The 24366-nt window shown below is 59.5% G+C and carries 25 protein-coding genes and 2 pseudogenes; 12 read left to right on the forward strand and 15 right to left on the reverse strand.

Annotated elements, in window-relative coordinates; translation table 11 throughout:
- Positions 1-162: 162 nt before the first annotated feature.
- The 10 genes from GTP90_RS29375 to GTP90_RS29420 all read right to left on the reverse strand — a co-directional run bounded on the left by GTP90_RS29375 (position 163) and on the right by GTP90_RS29420 (position 8000).
- Entirely contained in the window at positions 163-1041 is an 879-nt protein-coding gene (locus tag GTP90_RS29375) for a hypothetical protein (RefSeq protein WP_161086834.1), read from the reverse strand.
- A gap of 400 nt (positions 1042-1441) precedes the next feature.
- Positions 1442-1867: a hypothetical protein gene (locus GTP90_RS29380; RefSeq protein ID WP_161086835.1), complete on the reverse strand. Its 426-nt coding sequence runs from the start codon at positions 1865-1867 to the stop codon at positions 1442-1444.
- A 76-nt stretch (positions 1868-1943) separates the two neighbouring features.
- Positions 1944-2360 (reverse strand): hypothetical protein, encoded by a 417-nt coding sequence (locus GTP90_RS29385; protein ID WP_161086836.1) that lies wholly within the window; start codon positions 2358-2360, stop codon positions 1944-1946.
- A 645-nt stretch (positions 2361-3005) separates the two neighbouring features.
- A complete protein-coding gene (locus tag GTP90_RS29390) occupies positions 3006-3392 on the reverse strand; it encodes a hypothetical protein (protein ID WP_161086837.1) in 387 nt (128 codons plus the stop codon).
- 56 nt (positions 3393-3448) lie between these two features.
- Complete coding sequence (locus GTP90_RS29395; protein ID WP_161086838.1) at positions 3449-3985, reverse strand: hypothetical protein; 537 nt, start codon at positions 3983-3985, stop codon at positions 3449-3451.
- Between the two features lie 224 nt (positions 3986-4209).
- Positions 4210-4977: a hypothetical protein gene (locus GTP90_RS29400; RefSeq protein WP_161086839.1), complete on the reverse strand. Its 768-nt coding sequence runs from the start codon at positions 4975-4977 to the stop codon at positions 4210-4212.
- Between the two features lie 112 nt (positions 4978-5089).
- Entirely contained in the window at positions 5090-5392 is a 303-nt protein-coding gene (locus GTP90_RS29405; RefSeq protein WP_161086840.1) for a DUF5076 domain-containing protein, read from the reverse strand.
- Between the two features lie 209 nt (positions 5393-5601).
- Positions 5602-6252 carry a hypothetical protein gene (locus GTP90_RS29410; RefSeq protein WP_161086841.1) on the reverse strand — a complete coding sequence of 217 codons (651 nt, stop codon included), beginning with the start codon at positions 6250-6252 and terminating at the stop codon, positions 5602-5604.
- A gap of 142 nt (positions 6253-6394) precedes the next feature.
- Entirely contained in the window at positions 6395-6721 is a 327-nt protein-coding gene (locus tag GTP90_RS29415; protein WP_161086842.1) for a hypothetical protein, read from the reverse strand.
- Positions 6722-7493: 772 nt separating this feature from the next.
- Positions 7494-8000 (reverse strand): O-acetyl-ADP-ribose deacetylase, encoded by a 507-nt coding sequence (locus GTP90_RS29420; protein ID WP_161086843.1) that lies wholly within the window; start codon positions 7998-8000, stop codon positions 7494-7496.
- A gap of 351 nt (positions 8001-8351) precedes the next feature.
- Between GTP90_RS29420 and GTP90_RS29425 the strand changes: the two genes are divergently transcribed.
- Positions 8352-8528 carry a hypothetical protein gene (locus tag GTP90_RS29425; RefSeq protein WP_161086844.1) on the forward strand — a complete coding sequence of 59 codons (177 nt, stop codon included), beginning with the start codon at positions 8352-8354 and terminating at the stop codon, positions 8526-8528.
- 217 nt (positions 8529-8745) lie between these two features.
- Here GTP90_RS29425 and GTP90_RS29430 read toward each other — a convergent pair.
- The 4 genes and pseudogenes from GTP90_RS29430 to GTP90_RS29445 form a co-directional block, all read right to left on the reverse strand.
- Positions 8746-9154, reverse strand: a pseudogene (locus GTP90_RS29430) (putative toxin-antitoxin system toxin component, PIN family).
- Entirely contained in the window at positions 9154-9393 is a 240-nt protein-coding gene (locus GTP90_RS29435; RefSeq protein WP_161086845.1) for a ribbon-helix-helix domain-containing protein, read from the reverse strand. The pseudogene GTP90_RS29430 and the gene GTP90_RS29435 overlap by 1 nt, the downstream one beginning before the upstream one ends.
- Positions 9394-9488: 95 nt before the next feature.
- Positions 9489-9731, reverse strand: coding sequence for a DUF3079 domain-containing protein (locus GTP90_RS29440; RefSeq protein ID WP_161086846.1), 243 nt, complete (start codon positions 9729-9731; stop codon positions 9489-9491).
- Position 9732: 1 nt separating this feature from the next.
- Positions 9733-10119: a hypothetical protein gene (locus tag GTP90_RS29445; RefSeq protein ID WP_161086847.1), complete on the reverse strand. Its 387-nt coding sequence runs from the start codon at positions 10117-10119 to the stop codon at positions 9733-9735.
- A gap of 201 nt (positions 10120-10320) precedes the next feature.
- Here GTP90_RS29445 and GTP90_RS29450 point away from each other — a divergent pair, with 201 nt between their 5' ends.
- The 9 genes from GTP90_RS29450 to GTP90_RS29490 all read left to right on the forward strand — a co-directional run bounded on the left by GTP90_RS29450 (position 10321) and on the right by GTP90_RS29490 (position 22140).
- A complete protein-coding gene (locus GTP90_RS29450) occupies positions 10321-10791 on the forward strand; it encodes a hypothetical protein (RefSeq protein WP_175048283.1) in 471 nt (156 codons plus the stop codon).
- 167 nt (positions 10792-10958) lie between these two features.
- Positions 10959-14666, forward strand: a complete 3708-nt coding sequence (locus GTP90_RS29455) for a nitrate reductase subunit alpha (protein WP_161086848.1) — start codon at positions 10959-10961, stop codon at positions 14664-14666.
- Positions 14663-16219 carry a nitrate reductase subunit beta gene (narH, locus tag GTP90_RS29460; protein ID WP_161086849.1) on the forward strand — a complete coding sequence of 519 codons (1557 nt, stop codon included), beginning with the start codon at positions 14663-14665 and terminating at the stop codon, positions 16217-16219. Before GTP90_RS29455 ends, narH begins: the two co-directional genes overlap by 4 nt.
- Positions 16212-16892: a nitrate reductase molybdenum cofactor assembly chaperone gene (narJ, locus tag GTP90_RS29465; RefSeq protein WP_161086850.1), complete on the forward strand. Its 681-nt coding sequence runs from the start codon at positions 16212-16214 to the stop codon at positions 16890-16892. Before narH ends, narJ begins: the two co-directional genes overlap by 8 nt.
- A gap of 10 nt (positions 16893-16902) precedes the next feature.
- A complete protein-coding gene (narI, locus tag GTP90_RS29470; RefSeq protein ID WP_161086851.1) occupies positions 16903-17586 on the forward strand; it encodes a respiratory nitrate reductase subunit gamma in 684 nt (227 codons plus the stop codon).
- A gap of 10 nt (positions 17587-17596) precedes the next feature.
- Entirely contained in the window at positions 17597-18343 is a 747-nt protein-coding gene (locus GTP90_RS29475; protein ID WP_161086852.1) for a peptidylprolyl isomerase, read from the forward strand.
- A 118-nt stretch (positions 18344-18461) separates the two neighbouring features.
- Positions 18462-19436 (forward strand): GTP 3',8-cyclase MoaA, encoded by a 975-nt coding sequence (gene moaA / locus GTP90_RS29480; RefSeq protein WP_161086853.1) that lies wholly within the window; start codon positions 18462-18464, stop codon positions 19434-19436.
- Between the two features lie 85 nt (positions 19437-19521).
- Positions 19522-21450, forward strand: coding sequence for a type IV pili methyl-accepting chemotaxis transducer N-terminal domain-containing protein (locus GTP90_RS29485; RefSeq protein ID WP_161086854.1), 1929 nt, complete (start codon positions 19522-19524; stop codon positions 21448-21450).
- 24 nt (positions 21451-21474) lie between these two features.
- On the forward strand, positions 21475-22140 hold the full coding sequence (locus GTP90_RS29490) for a response regulator (RefSeq protein WP_161086855.1): 666 nt from the start codon (positions 21475-21477) through the stop codon (positions 22138-22140).
- Between the two features lie 18 nt (positions 22141-22158).
- On the opposite strand, the gene GTP90_RS29495 is transcribed toward GTP90_RS29490, so the two are convergent.
- Positions 22159-22422 (reverse strand): heavy-metal-associated domain-containing protein, encoded by a 264-nt coding sequence (locus GTP90_RS29495; RefSeq protein WP_161086856.1) that lies wholly within the window; start codon positions 22420-22422, stop codon positions 22159-22161.
- 199 nt (positions 22423-22621) lie between these two features.
- Between GTP90_RS29495 and GTP90_RS29500 the strand changes: the two genes are divergently transcribed.
- Positions 22622-23824, forward strand: coding sequence for an NnrS family protein (locus GTP90_RS29500; RefSeq protein WP_161086857.1), 1203 nt, complete (start codon positions 22622-22624; stop codon positions 23822-23824).
- A 13-nt stretch (positions 23825-23837) separates the two neighbouring features.
- Positions 23838-24366 (forward strand): annotated as a pseudogene (locus GTP90_RS29505) (hypothetical protein); the annotation flags it as partial.

Here is a 24366-nt window from a genome sequence, read left to right on the forward strand (position 1 = left end):
TCCAGCGCTCCCACATCTGCGCCTTCTGGCATTCCGTGTAGTGGATTCGAGGTTTCTGTTTCATCGTCAACACTCCTCATGCTTGCGCATTTAGCTTAGAGTGTTGCGACCACCGATTGAATCCGCACCCCGTTGCGGACATTGGCACGTAACGGCTTGTGACTAATCTTGAAACTTAGGATTAAGCAGCCGCGTTTGTGCATCAGGTAAGAACGCCGCTACGGCCTCCGCAAAAAAGGCGACCTCTTTAATGTAATCAATTAGATATTCTTCTGTTACAAAGTCTATTAAATAATGTTCATCCAAATCTGCCGTTTTAACATGTCGGACAAAGCTAACTCGGCCGGTCGACACTGGCAATGCATCAGGCTCATTTACATCCAAAACAAAAAGATGGTCTCGTAGGACGATTACGTTAAAGAATAGCCAAATAGAAGCCCACTGTCCCTTTGTATACGAATGCTTTACCTCCTTACGACGCTGCTCAAGCGCCTTCACTTGAGGCAAAATTAATGAATCATAAACGCCGTCATGGTTGGCATGCCAGTCACTTCCCTTTCTTATAATTTTCGCGAACTGCGTTGCCTTAAGTCCCGTTGAGTAATAGTAATGCGATGAGCTTAAGCCAAGCCGTATGAAAGCGTCTATTTCGGTATATGAATTTTCATCAATAGGTTGCTGATATTTCGGGATTGGAAAAACATACTCTCTGGGTCGCTGATTTTTAATTTCACGCCCGTTCTTTTCCGTTTGCAAAAACACCAGTGGGGAGTCCGAATTTTTGCACTCCATAAGAAATTCACATAGAACCTGAAGCTTATTCGGCTCATCTCTTCGTACTTGTCGAATGGCTCTTACATCAATTTCACGTGATTTTTCTTGTTCTGGGTCTTTGAATGCCCAGCTTGAATCTACATGGAAACCTTGCTTTTGCATGAAGCTTGCAATTTTTTGTTCGAAAAGATAACCCGATTTTTCAAGGGCTTTTCGCATCTGGGTGCCGTTAGGAAGTCCATTTGCGCCGTCATCTTCTTTTCCCATTACTCACTCCATCTTGGGCTTTGTGTAAAAGTAAATCCTCCGAACCGCACTACACACTAACGTTCTCAGAGTGCTGTTGGCCGTTGGCGCCGGGTCTTCTTTGGTGCGCTTCTTTGTTTTGAAACAATTCCTTGACCATGCCGTTGAATTGAGAACTCCCGACGTCCCCGGTAACGAAATACTCGGCGGCCTCCACTAACATTCTAAGAGCTATCAATCCTCCAACTCGTCGTTCAAGGTCAGCTCTGAGTCGTTGGTCATGCCCAGGAAGAAAATGACCTTTAACGGGCCTCTCCCCGCAACCGCACGCACAATCCATAAAGTTCTCCATCGAATTCATAGTTCTTCATTTTTTTACTTTTTCGCGACCGGCAGCTCCTGGCCGAAGTCCGCCGCTTCCTTAAACATCATGCATTTCGAAATCTAAGGAACGCATGTTCAGAATTTTGACTGTTTCAGTGCACGGCGCACTTAAGACATATTGAATAAAGGCATCGGTATCCTGTCCGTGCAGCCACTCATTTCCCGCAGCAAGGTTCACTTGGCTGGCATCGTAACGACAGTGCATGTGCAACTGCTGCATCCAATCGTACTCGCCATCTTCGTCGTTAGATGAGAACTGACGAGTAAGGCTCAAAGAGACGCACTTATCCCATGAATAGGGGCCGCCCCATTCGAACAAAAGCATATCTCCATCAGAATCTTTCGGGCACCCATCAATTGAGGTTGAAGCATAAAAGTTCACGAATTCACTGAGCGCGTCTAACAGTGGGGTCCCGGTCGGAATCCGTTGTTTGATTTCTTCGAAGGCTTCTTGTGGAGTCATCCATTCCTCTATAAACGTTAGCAGTAACTACTGAGATACCGGGAGTCCAGTTTTGGCCGTTTAGAGCCACAGCCAGTTAATTTTGTGGATGGAATGCCACATCAACAACCTTTTCATTGCATTGCAGATGGTATGACTCAAAACCAGTGGCATCAGTAACGAGGTTAAGGGAAAAACCACCGGAAAAAGTTAGGGAAAGTTCGTTTTTCGGCAAACGTTTAAGTGCGACAACAGATTGCCGGAGGAGCACGGTTAGTCCACCGCTGTTGAAGCCCAGCCGATCGTTAAACGACCCACAAAGCAGTATGCCATCCTTGAATAGCTCAAACCCTGCTTCTATATCGATAGACGCACCCGGTTTCCACTTATGGGGATCACCAGCGGTTTGGTAGAACCTCAAGCCGATCTCGTTAGACCCAATACAAATTTGGGTTAACTCTTGGTTTAGCAACACATCCAAAGGAAAGTCATCAGGAATCGAGAGATTGTTCATTGCTACTTGAGCTCTATAGAAATTAGCTGGCACCTAGTGGTTAACTCATGCTTCCAAGTATTAAGAGTGCAACGTCTGCTGCTGGCCGAGAACGGCAGTGGTCAGTACGAGTGTACCGTCCAGCACCGCGCTGTGGGCGAATAACTTAACATGGGCCGAGCCTCCGCATTTTCTGGCGTTACGTCCGCTTGGAGATCTACTCCATGTGCCAGCTGCTCGATGAAGTCCAAAACAGCATCATGCTCAGCAATACCCAGAATTTCCCTGGGTGAGATATCTAGCTCCAATTGCGACTCAACGAAAAAATGGCAATTGACACTCACTTGCCCAAGCATCACCGACAACAGATGACTCCCTTCTCGATTGGTGAAAATCGCTCGGCTGCCAGGGAAGCGAGCTGGTTTTCCATCAAAGCTGTATACCAGCTCATGATGCCGTAGCAGCGAATCGAATCGGTCCCAGCTATGAAGCTGCATACCTTGAACATACACGTCTCTTAGGGACCCGTCGTCAGCCCATAAGCCACTGTACGTATTGAAATTTGGCCTCATTAATTTATGGCTTTTGTACTTGATAGGTCCGCTTGTGGCCGAACTGCGACGGCCTCCATGATATCAAGACCAATTCGAAAAGCGGTTCCCTTGCTTAATTAAAGCAAATATTCCAGTCCGTTTCATTATCGGACGATACGGACTCCAACATGTCGCCCGTCGACAAGGAGATTTCGAGTTCGTTGCCGGTTTCAGATAACGATGCCCACTGGATCGTCGTATCAATGATTTTCTCAGCGAGTGTGTTTAGGTCAGCCGCATGCATATGAAAGTATTTGCGTGATTTCTGATAGCCGAAGCTTTTTACAAGCCAGTCATAGCCTAAAAATACAGTTACTTCACCACGAGGATTGCCGACCGTGCCATTTGGCCTAACTCGCCCTGGTTCGAGGACACCAAGCTCAAGGTAGCAAATCGAGTGGTCCGAAAACCAAACATGGGACACGCGCATTCCCGACAGGCATTGAAGTTCAATGGGCAAAGTGTATCCTTCGATGAGTTGGGAACGGCTGCTGTTGGCCGGTATCGGACCACGGTTCAGTTAAGTTTTAAGTCAAATTCACTAGATGAGTCGGCGCCCACAGTTAAACGGGTTCCTTGCTGTAGCAGTGCCAGCGCCTCCTGTCCAACCCAATAGGCTTTTACGCGAGTAAAACTCTTAGCCAATATGGTTGAGAATACTCGCTGAATTTTCATTGCGGCCGGAGTATCTGAAACGGTTGCTACGCGGCCGGGCAGCAAAATTTCGGTTGAATAAAAACCGCCATGCTGGAAAACAATACTATTAGGATTTAACAGCTGGTCTACAGCGTACTTTTTACTACCGTCGTTTTGTTGCACTTCGCGAGTACGGATAGGCATCGACCGTTCAGTGACAAGGTATCCTGGACTGGATATCGCACTTCCAACGCTCAAGGATTCCGCAAGTGTTGGCAACATGGAGCCATTTGCATACGTTGTTTGCGCCTCGTCATCGAATAGTCCCATTAAAACGTAGGCGAGTTGAAGCTCGGAGTCAATATGGTCCAAAGCTGGAAGCAAATCGTTAGGCGTCGCGTAAAAATATCTTTGCATGCACTCACTCTATCCTAAATGTGTCCGGCTGCTTCTGGCCGAACTCGGCCGGTGGCGTCAGGATAGCAGCTTGCTTAGTCGTAAAAACTCACTGATTATCACGCCCGGCCTATAGCGCTACTGAGCCGCCTATCGCCCCAAAAATCGTACATCGCTTTATTAATATGTTTGGCAAGAAGTCGCTATTGGCAGACTACATCTTTAAGGTGCAAGAAGGAGAGTTTCTAGATGCTCGATAGCATCTTGCCAGACATGAAATCGTCGAATGATTTAAGGTCCTCCTTAGATGGTGGCACGCTATTCCACTCGATTGACCGTAAGCTGTCTGCAATGTCACGTCGATTGATCTGACCAAGAATATAGGGGCCATTATCCATTTGATAATCAAGCGACCCACAGTAAATGTTTATACGACCGTAACCCGGCATGTGCGCAACGGTTTTTGCTTTCCCACTGACCTCGTGTTTAGCAATTGCCACACGAATAAATTCTAACCGTGTAAACGGAATGTGGACATGAGCTAACTCTCGGCGAATTCGATCGAGTAGCATTGGTTGGGCAATTACACTCTCAAGCTGATGAATGTGGTTCTCACGCCCGGAGTGCAGAACACCATCATTTTTTGCTCGCAAAGCCTCCAGCTTTTGTTTTAATCCACCATTATCGGCCCACTTGATAATGTTTTTACATCGCTCTTGCCATGTTCTTAGTAACTCGTAGGCAGCAAATATCCACATTTGAGATTGGGCTCCCAAAAAGTGAGTCTCTGGCGGAGTTCGCTCCATCTCATGCCACTTTTTTAGATTCGAATATTCTAGTTGAGTAAGAAATGTATCAACTATGGTTAAGTTGTAAGCCTGCATTCGCATGAATATATCCTCATTCAGGATAAATAACCCTTTCAACGCGTTCAGCAATCCCATTGAATCAATACGATCTAGTGATTCATATCGTTCGGTACCGGCTTCAAATTCTTCGTAATCGTGATCCATCAGGCATATTCCGATCCTAAAAGTAACTGAATAATTTGTCCAAGTCGCACCGCCCACTCTTGGCCGTTCAAGCGTTTTTTGCGACGGTCGGCTAGTGGCCGAATTCAGCCGACTATAAAAAATCGCCTTTAGCATCTGACGTTGGATCGGCGACCTCATTGCTAAAGCTATGGAGAATTTTTAGTAATGCAGTCGTCTGCGCTTTTGCATCTTCAGGATACAACGCTCTCGATATATGCCGAGCAGCATCTGCGAGTATTGTTCCCCAAGCCAATTCCTCGTCAATGCGCATTCCATCTCTGTACATGCCAATCTTTAGTGAACAATGTAACTGCTTCTCAGCTACCCAGACACGCAGCATCTCGACAGAGGCGGTGTCTCTTTGTGCTGCTGGGGGAATTGGGCGTTCATTCATACAAATCTATCCATAAGTTTTCGATGACCGCTTTTGGCCGGCATGTGCCGAAGCCGCCCCTTGCTCAAGCCAGTCAACAGCCAAGCCTCGCCAATAACCGGGTGGGGTGTCAGAGGGCCAACTCAGTCCGGCAAGAATACGTACCGCATAGTCGACGCGCTAGCGCGTCCGAGTTAATGAAATGGTTTGGCTCGTTTGTCATTTTCGGCTTACCCAGCTTTACCTTTTCGTTCAATAAGGAAGGCTTTCATTGTTGCACCGTTAAAGCGTACAAAGGCTTCAACAATTTCGCGCGAACGGTTTGCGAAATCTTCGGAGGCCATGTTCTTCGCCGTATAATTGAATTTGATAAATTTTCCAAGCCCAGCCGACATTAAGATCATGTGGGCGTCCTCTTGATCGCTGCCATCTGGGAGAGTGAGCTTTGACGCGAGGATTTTCATCTTTGCTTCAGCTACCTTTTCATCCGTGCCGATCGAAGGTGTGCCGTCCGCCAAGACCTTCGCGTCATGGTGTGGATGGACAGCAAGAATGGCGAGAGTCGCTCCCACTACCTGGTCAAATTCGCTCTTGAAATCGTCGCTACCAATGCCTGTTTGTAGATTCAATCTTCCTTGGTCGTAGACACAAAGCTGGCCGTAATCTCGTGGCGAGTTGTAGCGAACGCAGTAACCGAGGCGCTTCTCCGGGTACTCGACGACATCCACAAAATTCAGAGGCCCAAGCTTTTGAGGAAATTTTAGACCTGTTGCGTTGTCCACATAGACGGAGGCTTGCTCATCCTTATGTTCAGCAATAGCACAGGGTACAAGACAGAATGAGAATAGAGCGAAGACAATTAGAAGAATTTTCTTGATCATATAAGGAATGAGAGTACATCGGGAATGTCGGCTCTTGGCCGTACCCGGCCGATGGCCTTCAGGGTAACATCTTGCTAAAGCGGAAAGTTCACGAATTGTCACGCTTGGCGGAAGCCGCCCGGAAGCGGACTAAACGGAGATGCTATGGAAGCTTCTTCAAAGTGAAATAGCCGAGATTTTGACTTGCGCCCATACTCACCGCGTCATAGGTTCCATGGATAGCGGTCTTTTCGGATTTGCCAGAAATAAACAAATACCCGTCACATACTGTCGTTCGACCGAGTGTAAGCACGCCATTTTCTATTTGATACGCTAATGGCTCAGCCAATGGGAAGAACTTCTCATCGTGAGCAGTTTTCTCCTCAACAGCTGCACGCCTCCACGTGCCACCCATGCAAGACCCAGTAGCAGCGTCCCCTAGAAACCGAATCGTCGCGTCAACCTTGCCTGCATGCTTCAAATCCATCACGCGCAGTCGCCAGCGAGAACCTGCCTCCTGTGCTTGACTTATAGCTGTAGGGCTGCACATAAGAATAAAAGCGAAAAGTTTGTAATAAGAACTTTGCATTAAAACCCATAGGGAAAATTACACAGAAAGGGAATGGCGGCGCCTGGCCGAAATCGGCCGAGTTCGGTCAAAAAAATATCAATAACATCTTACTCGACATCATAGTCGCAGCGCCCTATGGGGCTTGGAGAAGTAAAGCACCCGGGAGCTTGCGACGGCATCAGAAGGTCCGACGGGACAGGACAGACATCGGGAGATCCTTTCATCAACACACCATGCCCATAAACACATTTCGAAATTTCCCGCATTGCAGGATCGGAAGACCATCGACGCACCGGGTCCCCGTTGACCACTTCCACTAGCCAAGCAAGCTGAGCTGGCTCCTTGGCTGTCGTCCAAAAGACCGCTTGGCAACCAGAGTAGTTGCTATCTATGTCCTTCGCCCGCGGCGAAACCTGAACTAGATAACCGTGGCCCGCTTCTTCCCCGGCATCTATTGGGGGCGTAGACAGCTCGCAATTTCTCCCCTGCGGCTTACTAGGCAATTGCGTAACTTCGCCGCCAACCACAAGAACGGGCAAGCCCACGCTTCCAGCGACCATGATGCTTAAAATAATGGACTTGATATTCTTGTGTGTCATCGTTATTAATCTTGAAGGGCGGCTCCTGGCCGGTAGACGTCGATGGTACTCGGACGAGGACCGCCAATAGCGAGTAATAGGCTCGAACAAGCTTAACCGAGTGCATCCTCATAAACAGCCAAATCTTCCGGGGAAAAGCAACAGAACACTACTTCCTCCATTTCAGGCGCACCTGCGAGAGCATCGCGCACTGTCTGCACGGCAGTCGTTGCAGCCAAGGTGATCGGATAACCGAAGATCCCCGTGCTGATGCTCGGGAATGCTATCGAGCGCAGTGCTTTGCTGCGCGCAAGCGTGATTGAGCGGCGGTAGCAACTGGCGAGAAGTTCCGGCTCCCCCTGATCGCCTCCACGCCAGACTGGGCCAACCGTATGGATGATGTATCGGGCCGGCAGGCGATATCCCTTGGTTAGTTTAGCCTCGCCAGTCTTGCAGCCGCCGAGGCGGCGGCATTCATGCACCAGCTCGGGCCCTGTTGCACGGTGAATGGCTCCGTCAACCCCGCCGCCTCCAAGCAAAGATGAATTGGCTGCGTTGACGATGGCGTCTACTGTCAAGGTGGTGATGTCAGCTCGCAGGGCATGTATTAATGGTTTCATGGTTCATCACTGTGCTACACGTACTGGGCAACTTGCGCGGCAGGTAGAGAGCAGTCCCGCGTGAAGTGGTAGAAAACGGCTGTCGAAAGACTGTTCCTGGCCGCACTCTGCCGAAGCCGGTCAGGATAACATCTGGCCCATGCGACAAATACACGAATTGTCACGTACGCCCAGGAAGACCAAAGTGCGTACGTCGAATTATGGGGCCGCCTACGACTAGGCGGCTGGCGGCGCTCTGCGAGAACGGGTGGCGGCACATCGTGAGAATGGTCGGCGGTGACCTATGAGAATCGGTGGCGGTACCCCACGAGATTTAGTGGCGGCAGCTCATAAGAATTGGTGGCGGCGGTGATGAGAATACTCAAACAACGATGGCGTCAACAATTTGCCATCGTCGAAAACGATATGGTCACCTACCACTTTGGCGAATTCAATATTATCGCCGTGGTTGGTTCGCAGACGGGTTCCGTCGGGAAGGAAGATATTCTTCCACTGAAAACCTCGCGTTGGCTGGCCGTTTCTGTGTAGTGCGAACCGCTCTTTATCCACCGTCAGCCAGCGTTGCACAAGTTCCGCAAGGGTGTGAACTTGCGACTAGCAGATGGCGGCGTTGAAAACCCCGCCACGTATATGTGCGGCAGGAGCATCTTTTCTTCGATGGCAAATTGAGAACATACGATAAACTGGTTGTTTACTTTGCATCATTGCGGTAAAAATAAATTCGCTCACGCCGCCAGCAGTTTCGTTAGAGGACTTGGGCGCAAAATATGCCAGGGGTGACAATGCGGGTGCGGCCAAAGTTCCCGCGCTGTAGCAGACCGGCACGACGGTCGCCAGTCACCAGGTAGTCGACGTCGCCAGCAAGTGACATAGCCAGCAAAAACGCGTCGTTTGGATCGTCGGCCTCGATGTCCGAAGGAAGGCGATCCAACACGATTGCTCGGTGCAGGTTATTGATCATAGTACCGACACGATGCGGCTGTAATATCGCTTGAAACTTCGGATAGTGGCTGGCACGACGCAGTTCGTCCAGCTGAACCTGGGACGTGACCAGCTCGAATTTCGCGGCGCGTCAGGCGCGATAGATTGTGTCTGGCACACCGCCAGGCGATTAGCGCGGAGAGCAATACATTTGTGTCGAGAACGACTCGCATCAATGGTTACTTGCCCATTGCACTGCTTCATCAACGATGGCATTCAATTCAGCCTCACCCACGCTGGCATTGGCCACCTTCACCTGTGCCGCGGTCAGTTCCAGGATGCGAGCCCGTACTGCGTCTTCGATGAATCGGGATAGATCACCTTTACGACCGCCACCTTGGCTTGCGAGGTACATACGCAGCGATTGATCGGTGTCCTGTGATACTGCGATATTCCAGCGTACTTGGCTCATGATTCATCCAGCGTTAGGTGTTTGAGTGTTTATACGCCAGGATAAGAGCAAGTTCAAGATCGTCCGCCGACGGATCGCGACGATCCCCCGTGCGGCTATGACTCGTCAGCAGCTGGAGGTTTGACTTCATCGGCGGGCGGAGGGCTGGCCTCATCAGCAGGCTGCGCATCCTGCGCATTCAAACCGAAGGTGTTCCAATCCTCGCCGAACAATTCAACCGGATGCTGGGTGCGATCCGAGCCGTTCCCGCAGATCATGTTGTTTGCGGGGCAGTAGCGGTCGCAGCCCCAGCAGATCAGCTCGGGCTTGGCGGGATGTATCGGGAAGATCTTGGCCATGTCAGGCGTAACTCATTAAATCGCCGCTGCGGTCGAATGCCAGGAAGCGATCCATCTGGCCTTGCTGGATGGCTCCCAGCATCTTGTTCAAGGCGGCGTCGGTTTGTTGCGGGTCGGGCAGGCGGCCCTGCTTGCCCGACAGCGTGGTGATCAGCAGCACATCCCACGGCTGGCCCATCCCTTTGGCTTCCTCGGCCAGGTTGGCAAACGTGTCAAGCTCGCCCACTTGCTTGTCCACGCACATGACCGGAACCAGCGTCGTGCGGGCCGGCGCGCCTGGCGGCAGGTCCGGTTCCGGTTCGGCGACAGCGAAGGCCAGCAGCAGGCGCTGCGGTTCCGGCTGGAGCGCTGCAGCGACGAGCAATTCTTCAAAAGTGGCGATATTCATACTATTTCCTCAATGGTCGGTGATCCAGGTTGTATGTATAACCCGCGCCGGTCCAGCTGCCCATTGCCATGAATGACTAGTCGAGGTAGTCAGTTTGCCTTAGATCCGCACAAAAATTCCATGACCCAGGTTAAGGACTCGCGCACCAGCGGCGGCGAATAATGACAGCGTGGCCCCCACTTCGGCCATGTTGAAAGGACAATGATGATGAGCTTGATCGACCGCCCGGCGTATCTGCTGGCGCTGGCGCTGACCGCTGGCGCGGCTGGCGTGATGCTGAAAAATTACGAGCCGCACACTGGACCGCTGGCGCAGGCCCACGCCGGTCAGTGCGACACGGCGGCGGCGCAGTCCGCTCCGGCGGGCAGCGCCGTCGAAGGGCAGATCCGCTACGACAGCGGCCTGGTCCTGCGTTTTTGCAGCCTGGACGCCATGTTTGCCCAGCTGGGCGCGATGGACCATCCTGGCATGGTGCGCGGCGTCCACGTGCGCGCGGCCGACGGGCGCTGGCTGGCGGCGGCGGGCGCGCGCTACGGCCGCCGCGATCGGGGAGCGTCCCCATCCCTGCTGGCCTACGCCGACAACGCCACCGAGAGCGAGCACAGCCGCCTGCTCAGCTACCACGAGCTGCTGGCCTCCTGCGCCGGCGGCGATTGCGCCCGGATTAGATGAACTAGTCACTTCGGCGTAGTACCCCTAGTCCTTCTCACGCCCACCAGCCACCTTCTTGCCGATTCACACGAAGCGTTGCCTTCCTTAGACTGCAATCATCGTCGAGTCCATGCATGTTGCATGAGACCGCATGCCCGGTTGCCGCCGGGTGCAAGTTAGGAGGCAGCATGAGTCACTTTCTGGATCGCCTGAAGTTCTTCAATAAAACGGTATCGACCTTTTCCGACGGCCACGGCGCCGTCGTGCACGAGGATCGCACCTGGGAAAACGCCTATCGCCAACGTTGGCAGCACGACAAAATCGTGCGCTCCACGCACGGCGTCAACTGTACCGGCTCGTGCAGCTGGAAAGTCTATGTGAAGAACGGGCTGATCACCTGGGAAACGCAACAAACCGATTATCCACGCACCCGTCCGGACCTGCCGAACCACGAGCCGCGCGGCTGCCCACGCGGCGCCAGCTATTCGTGGTACGTGTATTCGGCCCAGCGGGTCAAGTACCCGATGGTGCGTGGCCGCCTGATGGAAATGTGGCGCGAAGCGCGCAAGACCATGGACCCGGTCACCGCCTGGGACTACATCAGCCAGAATCCTGAACGCGCCGCGCTGTACAAGTCGGTGCGCGGCCTGGGCGGCTTTGTGCGCGCCACCTGGGAAGAAAGCAACGAGATGATCGCCGCCGCCAACGCGCTGACGATCAAGAAATACGGCCCGGACCGCATCGTCGGCTTCTCGCCGATTCCCGCCATGTCGATGGTCAGCTACGCTGCCGGCACGCGCTACCTGTCGCTGATCGGCGGCGTGGCGCTGAGCTTCTACGACTGGTACTGCGACTTGCCGCCAGCCAGCCCGCAGGTGTGGGGCGAGCAGACCGACGTGCCGGAATCGGCCGACTGGTACAACTCGACCTACCTGATGGTGTGGGGCTCGAACGTGCCGATGACCCGCACCCCCGACGCCCACTTCTACACCGAGGTGCGCTACAAGGGCACCAAGACGGTGGCGGTGTCGTCCGACTTCGGCGAGATGGCCAAGTTCGGCGACATCTGGCTGGCGCCGAAGCAGGGCACCGACGCCGCGCTGGCGATGGCTATGGGCCACGTGATCCTGAAGGAATACCACGCCTCGCACCAGTCGGCCTACTTCAAGGAATACGCCAAGCAGTACACCGACTTCCCGATGCTGGTGCTGCTGAAAGAACAGAACGGCACGCTGGCGCCGGAATACTTCCTGCGCGCCTCGCACCTGGCCAACAACCTGGACGAAACCAACAACCCCGACTGGAAGACCCTGGTCATCGACGAAGCCAGCGGCCGCATCGTGGCGCCGGCCGGTTCGATCGGCTTCCGCTGGGGCGAGTCCGGCAAGTGGAACCTGGAAATGAAAGAGGGCGGCAATGGCGCGCCGGTCGATCCGCTGCTGTCGCTGATCGGCTGCAGCGACGAGGTGCTGCCGGTCGGCTTCGCCTACTTCGGCGGCAAGGATGCCAGCGACCTGTTGATGCGCAACGTGCCGGTCAAGCGCCTGACGCTGGCCGACGGCAGCACCGCATTGGTCGCCACCGTGTTCGACCTGACGATGGCCAACTACGGCATCGACCGTGGCCTGGGCGGCGGCAACGTCGCCACCAGCTACGAGGACGACGTGCCTTACACCCCGGCCTGGCAAGTCAAGCACACCGGCGTCAAGGCTGCCGATGTGATCACCGTGGCGCGCCAGTTCGCCGAGAACGCCGACCAGACCCGTGGCAAGAGCATGGTCATCGTCGGCGCCGCGCTGAACCACTGGTACCACATGGACATGACCTATCGCGGCATCATCAACATGCTGATGATGTGCGGCTGCGTCGGCCAATCGGGCGGCGGCTGGGCGCACTATGTGGGCCAGGAAAAGCTGCGTCCGCAAACCGGCTGGACCCCGCTGGCGTTCGCGCAGGACTGGAACCGTCCGATGCGCCAGATGAACGGCACCTCGTTCTTCTACAACCACACCAGCCAGTGGCGCCACGAGAAGCTGCACACCGAGGAAATCGCCTCGCCAACGGCCGGCGACGACGTCGCACCGATGACGCTGCTGGACTACAACGCCAAGGCCGAGCGCCTCGGCTGGCTGCCATCGGCACCGCAGCTGCAAACCAATCCGCTGGAAGTGACCCGCGCGGCAGCCGCAGCCGGCGTCAATCCGATCGACTACGCGGTAGGCCAGATCAAGGACAAGAAACTGGAATTCTCCTGCGACGATCCGGACAATCCAGCCAACTTCCCGCGCAATATGTTCGTGTGGCGCTCCAACATCCTGGGCAGCTCGGGCAAGGGCCACGAGTACTTCCTGAAGTATTTGCTGGGCACGCAGAACGCGCTGATGAGCGACGAGGAGCATTGCATCAAGCCGCGCGACGTCAAGGTGCGTCCCGCCGCTGAAGGCAAGCTGGACCTGCTGGTTGTGCTGGACTTCCGCATGTCCACCACCTGCCTGTACGGCGACATCGTGCTGCCGACCGCGACCTGGTACGAGAAGGACGACCTGAACACGTCCGATATGCACCCGTTCATCCACCCGTTGTCGGAAGCGGTGCAACCGCTGTGGCAATCGAAGTCGGACTGGGAAATCTACAAGGGCATCGCCAAGAAGTTCGAGGAAATCGGCGGCGCCTACCTCGGCACCCAGCAGGATCTGGTGCTGACCCCGCTGATGCACGATACGCCGGGCGAACTGGGCCAACCGTTCGATCCGAAGGATTGGCGCGCCGGCGAGTGCGAACCGGTGCCGGGCAAGACCATGCCTAACTTCACCGTGATCGAGCGCGACTACACCAAGATCCACCAGAAGTTCACCTCGATCGGCCCGCTGCTGGAGAAAATCGGCAACGGCGGCAAGGGCATCAGCTGGAAGACCGGCCATGAGGTCGACATCCTGCGCGGCATCAACCGCACGGTGACGGCGCCTGGCGTTGCCCAAGGCCAGCCGCGCCTGGACACCGCCATCGACGCGGCAGAAATGATCCTGTCGCTGGCGCCGGAAACCAACGGCCACGTGGCGGTCAAGGCCTGGGATGCGCTGTCCAAGATTACCGGACGCGACCACACCCACCTGGCGCTGCCGCGCGAGCACGACAGCATCCGCTTCCGCGACGTGCAGGCCCAGCCGCGCAAGATCATCTCCTCGCCGACCTGGTCGGGCCTGGAGTCGGAAGAAGTCAGCTACAACGCCTGCTATACCAACGTGCATGAACTGATCCCTTGGCGCACGCTGACGGGCCGCCAGCAGTTCTACCAGGATCACCGCTGGATGCGTGATTTTGGCGAGGGGCTGTGCGTGTACAAGCCGGCGATCAACACCAAGACCACGGCGGCCATGCTGGGTGCGCAACCGAACGGCAACAAGGAGATCGCGCTGAACTTCATCACGCCGCACCAGAAGTGGGGTATCCACTCCACCTACTCGGACAACCTGCGCATGCTGACGCTGTCGCGCGGCGGCCCGCACGTGTGGCTGTCGGAGACCGACGCCAAGGCGGCCGGCATCGTCGACAACGACTGGATCGAGGTGTTCAACGTCAACGGTACGCTGACCGCCCGCGCCATCGTCAGCCAGCGGGTGCCGGAAGGGATGACGCTGATGTACCACGCACAGGAGAAGATCATCAACGTGCCTGGCGCGGAGATGTCGGGCAAGCGCGGCGGTATTCACAACTCGGTGACGCGCGCCGTCACCAAGCCGACCCACATGATCGGTGGTTACGCGCAGCTGTCGTGGGGCTTCAACTACTACGGCACGGTCGGCTCCAACCGCGATGAATTCGTGTTGGTGCGCAAGATGAACAAGGTCGACTGGCTGGAAGGTCCGTTGAAAGAACAGACAGGGAGCAAAGCATGAAAATTCGCGCACAAATCGGCATGGTGCTGAACCTGGACAAGTGCATCGGCTGCCACACCTGCTCGGTCACATGCAAGAACGTGTGGACCAGCCGTGACGGTGTCGAGTACGCCTGGTTCAACAACGTCGAGACCAAGCCCGGCATCGGCTATCCGAAGGAATGGGAAAACCAGGACAAGTGGAACGGCGGCTGGCGCCGCACCGACGCCGGCAAGATCGAGCCGCGCCAGGGCAGCCGTTTGAAAATCCTGGCGCAGATCTTCGCCAACCCGAACCTGCCGCAGATCGACGAGTACTATGAGCCGTTCACCTACGACTACGAGCGCCTGCAGAACGCGCCGCTGTCGGAAACGCCGCCGACCGCCCGTCCGATCTCCGTGTTGACGGGCAAGAAGATGGACAAGATCGAGTGGGGCCCGAACTGGGAGGACGACCTGGGCGGCGAATTCGCCCAGCGCAGCCAGGACAAGCTGTTCGACAATATGCAGAAGGAGATGTACGGCACCTTCGAGAACACCTTCATGATGTACCTGCCGCGCCTGTGCGAGCATTGCCTCAATCCGACCTGCGTCGCATCCTGCCCGTCGGGCTCGGTGTACAAGCGCGAGGACGACGGCATCGTGCTGATCGACCAGGACAAGTGCCGCGGCTGGCGCATGTGCATCTCCGGTTGCCCGTACAAGAAGATCTACTACAACTGGTCGTCCGGCAAGGCCGAGAAGTGCACCTTCTGCTACCCGCGCATCGAGGCGGGCCAGCCTACCGTGTGCTCGGAAACCTGCGTCGGCCGCATCCGCTACCTCGGCGTGCTGCTGTATGACGCCGACAAGATCGAGCAGGCGGCCTCGGTGGCCGATCCGCGCGACCTGTATCCGTCGCAGCTGGGCCTGTTCCTGGATCCGCACGATCCGGCCGTGATCGAAGAGGCGCGCCGCCAGGGCATCCCGGACTCGTGGCTGGAATCGGCCAAGCGTTCGCCGGTGTACAAGATGGCGGTCGAGTGGAAGGTGGCGTTCCCGCTGCACCCGGAATACCGCACGCTGCCGATGGTGTGGTACATCCCGCCACTGTCGCCGATCCAGGCCGCCGCCGAGTCTGGCCGCATGGGCAAGAACGGCATCCTGCCGGACACCGCCAGCCTGCGCATTCCGGTGCAATACCTGGCCAACCTGCTGACCGCGGGCGACCAGCAGCCGGTGATCCGCGCGCTGGACCGCATGCTGGCGATGCGCGCCTACATGCGCAGCAAGCATGTGGCGACGACGCCGGACCTGGACGTGCTCAAGCAGGTCGGGCTGGAGCCGGAAATGGTCGAGGACATGTACCACATCATGGCCATCGCCAACTACGAGGACCGCTTCGTGATCCCGAGCAGCCACAAGGAAATGGCCGAGGACAGCTTCAACGAGAAGGGCAGCTGCGGCTTCAGCTTCGGCAACGGTTGCTCGGACGGCGTCAGCGACGCCAGCCTGTTCGGCAAACGCAAGCACGGTTCGGAGATCTTCATCTCGATGCCGAAATCGCGCAAGAAAAAGGAGAACCTCGATGCCTGACCATGACCCAAGCGGCGCCTTCGGCTACAGCGTGCTGTCGGCCCTGCTGCTGTACCCGGAGCCGGAGCTGCTGGCCGAGCTGCCCGAGCTGGAGCAGCGCCTGCAGGACAAGCTGCCGCAGTGGCACGCGGCGGTGGCGGAGCTGCTGGCGTACCTGCGCCGCACCCCGCTGATCGACCTGCAACTGCAGTATGTGACGACGTTCGACCGCAACCCGTCGCACTCGCTGCACCTGTTCGAACACATCCACGGCGAATCGCGCGACCGCGGCCAGGCCATGGTCGACCTGATGGCCGAGTACAGCAAGCACGGCCTTCAAATGGTCGGCAACGACCTGCCGGACTACGTGCCGCTGTTCCTGGAGTTCCTGTCGCAGCTGGAGAGCGAGCAGGCGGAGCGCATGCTGGGCGACGCCATCCACGTGCTGGCCTACATCGGCCGCAAGCTGCGCGCCAACGGCAGCCCGTACGCCGGCCTGTTCGACCTGCTGCAGACCCTGTCGCCGGTGGCGGCAGAGGAACTGAGCGAGCCGCCGGTGCGCGACATGGACGAAGCGCTGGAAACCTTCGGCCCCGGCGCCGACGGCATCGAACCGCTGCTGGCGCCCACGCTGGCCGGCGGCGGTCATCCGGTCCATTTTTATCCGAAGGCGGCGGCGCCACAGCGTCATTGAGGAGCACACCATGAACTACGTACATCAATTTTTATTCGGCATTTATCCCTACATCGCGCTGGCGATTTTCCTGGTCGGCAGCCTGATCCGCTTCGACCGCGAGCAGTACACCTGGAAGTCCGAGTCCAGCCAGACGCTCAACAGCGGCATGCTGCGATTGGGCAGCCCGCTGTTCCACATCGGCGTGCTGGGCCTGTTCTTCGGCCACATGGCCGGCCTGCTGACTCCGGTGTGGGTGTGGGACACGCTGGGCGTCACCCACGGCGCCAAGCAGCTGGTGGCGATGGTGGCCGGCGGCGTCATGGGTTCGCTGTGCCTGGTCGGCCTGCTGATGCTGATCGCACGCCGCCTGAGCAACGAGCGCGTCCGTGCCCGCAGCACCTTCAAGGACAAGCTGGTGCTGTGTTGGCTGCTGGCCACCTTGCTGCTGGGCCTGTCCTCGATCTTCGCCTCGGCCTCGCACCTGGACGGCCACATGATGGTCCAGCTGATGACCTGGGCGCAGCACGTGGTCACGCTGCGCGGCGACGCCGCCGGCTTCATCGAGGAAGCGCCGCTGGTGTTCAAGCTGCATCTGTTCATGGGCATGTCGCTGTTCGCGATCTTCCCGTTCACCCGCCTGGTGCACGTGTGGAGCGGCTTCGGCGCCATCACCTACCTGAGCCGCGCCTATCAACTGGTGCGTCCACGCTAAGGAGAAAATCATGGGTATCGCAGTCAACGGCGTCGACATCGACGACAGCGCCATCGAGGCGGAACTGCCGCACCAGGCGCAGGCGGACAACCCGCTGCGCCAGGCGGTGCACGAGGTGGTGCTGCGCACCGTGCTGCTGCAGGAAGCGGACCGGCTGGGCATCGCCGGCGCCGACGACGACCAGCGCATCGAAGCCCTGTTCGCGCAGGAAGTCACGGTGCCGGAAACGGACGAGGACAGTTGCCTGCGCTACTACCTCAGCCAGCCGCAGCGCTTCCGCAGCGGCGACCTGGTCGAGGCACGCCACATCCTGTTCCAGGTGACCCCGGCCGCGCCGCTGGAGCTGCTGCGCCAGACGGCCGAGCTGATCCTGGCCGAGCTGCAGGCCCGCCCCGAGCGCTTCGAGGAACTGGCGCGCCAGTACTCGAACTGCCCGTCCGGCGCGGTCGGCGGCAGCCTGGGCCAGCTGGCGCGCGGCCAGTGCGTGCCGGAGTTCGACGAGCTGCTATTCAGGTTGCAACCGGGCGAGCTGGCCGGGCGCCTGCTGGAAACCCGCTTCGGCCTGCACATCGTGCAGGCCCGGCGCCGGGTCGAGGGCGAGGTGGTGCCGTTCTCGGCGGTCCACGCCCAGATCGCCGACGAGCTGCGCCGCCAGTCGTGGCAGCGCGCGCTGCACCAGTACCTGCACATCCTGGTGGGCCGGGCCGACATCGCCGGCGTCGAACTGGAAGGCGCGCAGTCGCCGCTGGTGCAGTAGGGTTATTCCTAACGGGCCTAGTCACTTAGGACTAGGCCCGCTAAGCCGTCATGCGCAGTGGCAGGACGTGACCCTGCCGCTACAATGACATCACACCATCTATCACAGGAGAGCGGCGATGTTAAGCGACAGGTTTGGTCGATCGATCGACTATCTGAGGGTATCGGTCACCGATCGTTGCGATCTGCGCTGCACCTACTGCATGCCCAAGGATTACAAGGGCTATGAAGACCCTCCCGACTGGCTCACCTTCGACGAGATCGAGCGGGTCGTGGCGGCCTTCGCCCGGCTGGGCACCTCGCGGGTGCGCCTCACCGGCGGCGAGCCGCTGACCCGGCGCAACCTGCCGCAACTGGCCAGCCGCCTGTCCAGCCTGGACGGGGTGCGCGACCTGTCATTGTCCACCAACGGCACCCGCCTGGCGCGCCACGCCGAGGCGCTGGCCGCCTCCGGCATCAGCCGCGTCAACGTCAGCCTCGACACGCTGGACCGCGAATGCATGGCCGGCATCACCGGGCGCGACTGCCTGCCGTCGGTGCTGGACGGGCTGCAAGCCGCCAAGGCCGCCGGCCTGGCGCCAATCAAGATCAACATGGTCGCCATGCGCGGCGTCAACGACGCGGAGATCGACGCCATGGCGGCGTTCTGCATCGAGGAACAGTTCGTGCTGCGGCTGATCGAGGTCATGCCGATGGGCGAGACCGGCCGCAACACGGCCTACCTGAACCTGGCGCCGGTGCAGCAGCGCCTGGCCGAGAAGTTCGGCCTGGTGCCGCAGGCGCTGGAGCTGGGCGGCGGGCCGGCGCGCTACTGGGCCACGGCCGACGGCAGCGCCAGCATCGGCTTCATCACGCCGCTGTCACAGCACTTCTGCGCCACCTGCAACCGCGTGCGGCTGGCGGTGGACGGCACCTTGTACCTGTGCCTGGGCCAGGAACAGCAATATCCGCTGGCGCCATTGCTGCGCGGCGGCGCCAGCGACGCCGAACTGGAACAGGCGATCCGCGAAGCCATCGAACTCAAGCCCGAACAGCACGACTTCGGCCGCCAGCCGGAGAAGATCGTGCGCTTTATGTCGCAAACCGGCGGCTAGGGGCGTGTATACTCGCGTCATTGCTGTTGAGATTATCGGAGAAAGCCATGTCTAGTGTAGCCACCGCCCGCCGGCGCCGGGCGCCATGCTGAAGCCGGCGTTGTTCGCCGGCTGGCAAAAACTGTCGACTCGCATCGTTGGCCTGCTGCTGAGTTTTCTGGCGATCGCGCTGACCGTGATCGGCTCGACGCTGCTGCTGTCCTGGCAGCTGGAGGGCAGCGCGGCCGCGATCAATGTGGCCGGCAGCTTGCGCATGGATAGCTACCGGCTGGCCCTGCTGACCACGCAGATGGACGCGCCACCCGGCCGCCAGGCGGTCAGCGAACAGCTGGGCCGCATGGAGCGCACGCTGGACCTGCTGCGCCGCGGCGATCCGCAGCGCCCGCTGTTCCTGCCGCCGACGGCGGCCATCCGCTCGGAGTTTGCCGAGGTGCAGCAGCAGTGGCGGCTGGAATTGTCGTCGCAGGTGCGCAACGCGCTGGCGGCCGGCGGGCTCGACCCGGCGGACAAGAGCATGGTCCAGCAGCGCACCGAGCGCTTTGTCGAGCACGTTGATTTGCTGGTGCAGCGCATCGAGCGCGACAGCGAGAACCGCACCTTCTGGCTGCGCGCCTCGCAATTGCTACTGCTGGCGCTGGCCCTGCTCGGCACGATCAGCATCATCTACCTGCTGTTCGACATGATCGTCGCGCCCGTGACGCGGCTGCAAGGCGGCATCGAGCGCATGCGCGAGCAGGATTTCAGCGTGCGGCTGCCGGTTGACAGCAACGACGAGTTCGGCGCGCTGGCCCACGGCTTCAACCAGATGGCCGACAAGCTGCAGGATTCCTACAGCAACCTGGAACGGCGCGTGCAACTCAAGACGGCCGAGCTGGAGCACCAGAACCGCGAACTGGCGCTGCTGTACGACAGCGCCTCGTTCCTGCAGCAGACCCAGTCGGCCGAGGCGATGTGCAAGGGCTTCCTGCAGCGCATCAGCGATTATTTCAGCGCCGACGGCGGCTCGGTGCGCATCCTGGACCCGAACCGCGGCAACCTGCACATGCTGGTCCACCAGGGCATCTCGGAGGAGCTGGTCGAGAGCGAACGCTGCCTGAAGGTGGGCGAGTGCCTGTGCGGCGAGGCGGTGGTCAGCAAGCTGGCCGTGATCCACGACCTGCGCCGCAAGGACGACCGCCACACGCTGAAATGCCACCGCGAAGGCTTCGCGACGATTTCGATCTTCCATATCTTCGCGCAGCGCCAGTACCTGGGCTTCTTCAACCTGCATTTCCGCACGCCGACCGTGTTCAGCGCGGCGCAGACGGCGCTGCTGGAGACGCTGGGCCAGCTGCTGGGCACGGCCATCGAGAACCTGCGCCTGCAGGGCCGCGACCGCGAGCTGGCCGTCTCCGAGGAGCGCAACCTGGTCGCCCAGGGCCTGCACGACAGCATCGCCCAGGGCTTGAACTTCCTGAACCTGCAGGTGCAGATGCTGGAGCAGTCGCTGCAGCGGCAACGGCTGGACGAGGTGGAGAGCATCGTGCCGGCCCTGCGCGCCGGCGTGGAGGAGAGCTACCAGGATGTGCGCGAGCTGCTGCACAACTTCCGCACCCGGCTACAGGAGGGCAACCTGGTGTCGTCGCTGGAGACGGTGGTGGACAAGTTCCAGCGCCAGAGCGGCATCGCGGTCGACTTCGAGGCCGACTCGGACGGCGCGCCGTTCCCGCGCGAGCACCAGCTGCAACTGCTGTTCATCGTGCAGGAGGCGCTGTCGAACGTGCGCAAGCACGCCTCGGCCACGCAGGTCTGGCTGCGCCTGAAGGACGACCAGGACTTCACCCTCAGCATCCGCGACAACGGCCACGGCTTCGACCCGGCCGCGCTGGAATCGCTGGGCGAGGCCCATGTCGGCCTGAACATCATGCGCGAGCGCGCACAACGCATCGACGCGCAGCTGCAGTTGACGTCGGCGCCGGGCGCCGGCACCGAAGTGCTGCTGCGGCTGCCGCGCGCCCAGCGCCGCGCGGCTTAACATTAACAAGAAAGGCTGGAGCCGATGGACAAGGATACAAGCACGATCAGCGTGCTGCTGATTGACGATCACACACTGTTTCGCAGCGGCATACGCTCCCTGCTGCAACGCAATCCGGAATTCACCGTGGTGGGCGAGGCGGCCGACGGCTTCGAAGGCGTCAAGCGGGCGCAGCAGCTCAAGCCGCAGGTGATCCTGCTGGACCTGAACATGCCGGGCATGTCGGGACTGGAGACGTTGGAGCAGCTGCGCCAGGATTGCCCGGACAGCGCGGTCGTGATGCTGACCGTGTCGGAGGACGCCGATGACCTGAGCGTGGCGCTGAAGGCCGGCGCCAGCGGTTATCTGCTGAAGAATATCGACACCGATTTCCTGAGCCGGGCGATCCGCCGCGCGGCGGCCGGCGAGACCGTGCTGGCCGAGTCGATGACGGCCAAGCTGGTGGCGCAGTTGACGGCGGGCGCGGCGGCGCCGGTGGCGTCCGAGCTGGACAAGCTGACGCCGCGCGAACGGGAGATCCTCGATTGCCTGGCGCGTGGCGAAAGCAACAAGGGCATCGCGCGGGCACTGGACCTGGCCGAAAGCACGGTCAAGATCCATGTGCAGAACGTGCTGAAGAAACTCAAGCTGAGCAGCCGGGTCCAGGCCGCCGTGTACGCGGTCGAACATCGGATGCAGGGCAGCGCCTGATGTTCGCCTGAGGTCCGCTCAGCCGCCGCAGCAGCCGCCGCAGCAACCACCGGCGGCTGCCGGCGCGGCCATGGCCTGGGCGCCGGCCGGGTAGCCCGCCTGGGTCAGCTTGCGCGTCAGCAGGTGGGGCGAGGTCAGCGATTCGTCGATCTGGACGCGGGCGCGGCGGTCGAGCAGGGAGACGCGCACGTCGCTGACGCCGGCGATGTCGCTCAGCAGTTTGGCGACGTTGTCGGCCGAGCCTTCGTCGTCCATGCCTTCGATGAGAAGTTCAGTTTGCATAGCATTCCTTTTGAAGTTGAGGTTGAATTGGAACCATGCGGATAGCCTAAGCGAAACGGCGGCGGCGGTCGAGCGCGGGGACGCGAAATGGCCGGGCAATTGGGAATTTCTTGATCCAGGTTATGCGAATCCTGCGCCAAGCTTCACCGGCCGCCACGCCGGGCAGACAATGGTGGCGTACTCTTTTAGGACATAGATCATGAGCTTGCTCCATATCGAAGAACCCGTCGGCCAGGCCGAGGCCTGGGACAGCCATCCCATCTGGCGGCTGGGCTTCCGCCCGTTCTACCTGGTGGCGGCGGCGTTCGCCGCGCTGGCCATTCCGCTGTGGATGCTGCGCTACCTGGGCTGGTGGCCGGCCGACGCCGGCAGCTGGCTGCACGTCGGCTTCGCCTGGCACATGCACGAGATGGTGTTTGGCATGGCGGCCGCGGTGGTGGTCGGCTTCCTGTACACCGCCGCGTTCAACTGGACCGGCTTCTGGACGCCGGTGCGCGGCAAGCTGGCGGCGCTGGTCGCCTTGTGGCTGCTGGGCCGCCTGGCGATGCTGCTGGCGCCGCCGCTGGCCGGCGCGCTGGTGGACTGGCTGTTCCTGCCGGCGGCCGCCTGGCCGCTGTGGCGCGTGATGCAAAAGGCCGGCAACCGCCGCAACTATTTCCTGGTCGGCTTGCTCGGCCTGATGGCGCTGGCCAACGGCGTGTTCCACGCGATCACGCTGGGCTGGATCACGGCCAGCCCGATTCCCCCGGTGCAGGCCGCCGTGCTGGTGATCGTGCTGATGGAGGCCGCGATCGGCACCCGCATCATTCCCATGTTCACCCGCAACGGCGCGCCCGGCACCAACCCGCAAGTGCAGCCCAGGCTGGACAAATGGTCGCTGGGCCTGGTGGTGGCGTTCTCGCTGAGCTGGGTCGCGATGGCGCCGGCCTGGCTGGTCGCGCCCATCGGCGTGGCGGCCGCCGTGCTGGTCTTGCTGCGCCTGTGGCGCTGGCAGGCGCTGCGCACCGGCGCCGTGCCGCTGCTGTGGATCATGCACCTGTCGTATGCGTGGATCGCGGCCGGGCTGGTGCTGCTGTCGCTGTCGCGCTGGCAGATCGTCAGCGCCAGCGCCGGCTTCCATGCGCTGACGGTGGGCTCGATGGCCGGCCTGATCCTGGGCATGATGACGCGCACCACGCTGGGCCACACGGGCCGGCCTCTGCGCGCCGGCAAGTTCGAGACCGCGATGTTCGGCCTGATCCAGTTCAGCGCGTTGTCGCGCGTGCTGTCGGCGCTGGGCTGGGACGGCGGGCCGGGCATGCTGATCGTCAGCGCGCTCTGCTGGACGGCGGCGTTCGGCCTGTACGTCTACGTCTACGCGCCTTACCTCAGCCGTGTGCGCGTCGACGGCAAACCGGGCTGATCCCGGGCGCATCGTGCACCCATCCCCGCCGTCGCCGGCGCCCGGCGCGCAAGCCGGGCCCGAGTTGATACAACAGCTTGCGCTGCTGCGGGAGCTGGAGGCTGCCTGGCACCGCCAGGGCTGCCGCTTCCAGCATTACGAGACCCATATCTCCTGGATTTACGTGCTGGACCGGCTGGCCTACAAGTTCAAGAAGGCGCTGCGTTTCGACGTGCTCGACTACGGCACGCTGGCGGCGCGCCGGCACTGCTGCGAGGAGGAAGTGCGCCTCAACCGGCGCCTGGCGCCCAGCCTGTACCTGGGCGTGAGCGCCGTCACCGGCGGCGAGACCATGCTGGACGGCGCCGGCCCGGCGCTTGAATACGCGGTGCGGATGCGCACCTTTCCGCAGCAGGCGCTATGGAGCGTGCGGCTGGAGGCCGGATCGCTGCAGCCGGAAGAGATCGACGCGCTGGCGCTGCTGCTGGCGCGCTTCCACGCCGAGGCCGCACGCGCCGCGCCGGATGCGCCGTGGGGCGGGGCCGGCGCCATCGGCGCACTGG

The organism is Duganella vulcania (assembly GCF_009857655.1).
Lineage (GTDB): Bacteria > Pseudomonadota > Gammaproteobacteria > Burkholderiales > Burkholderiaceae_D > Rugamonas > Rugamonas vulcania.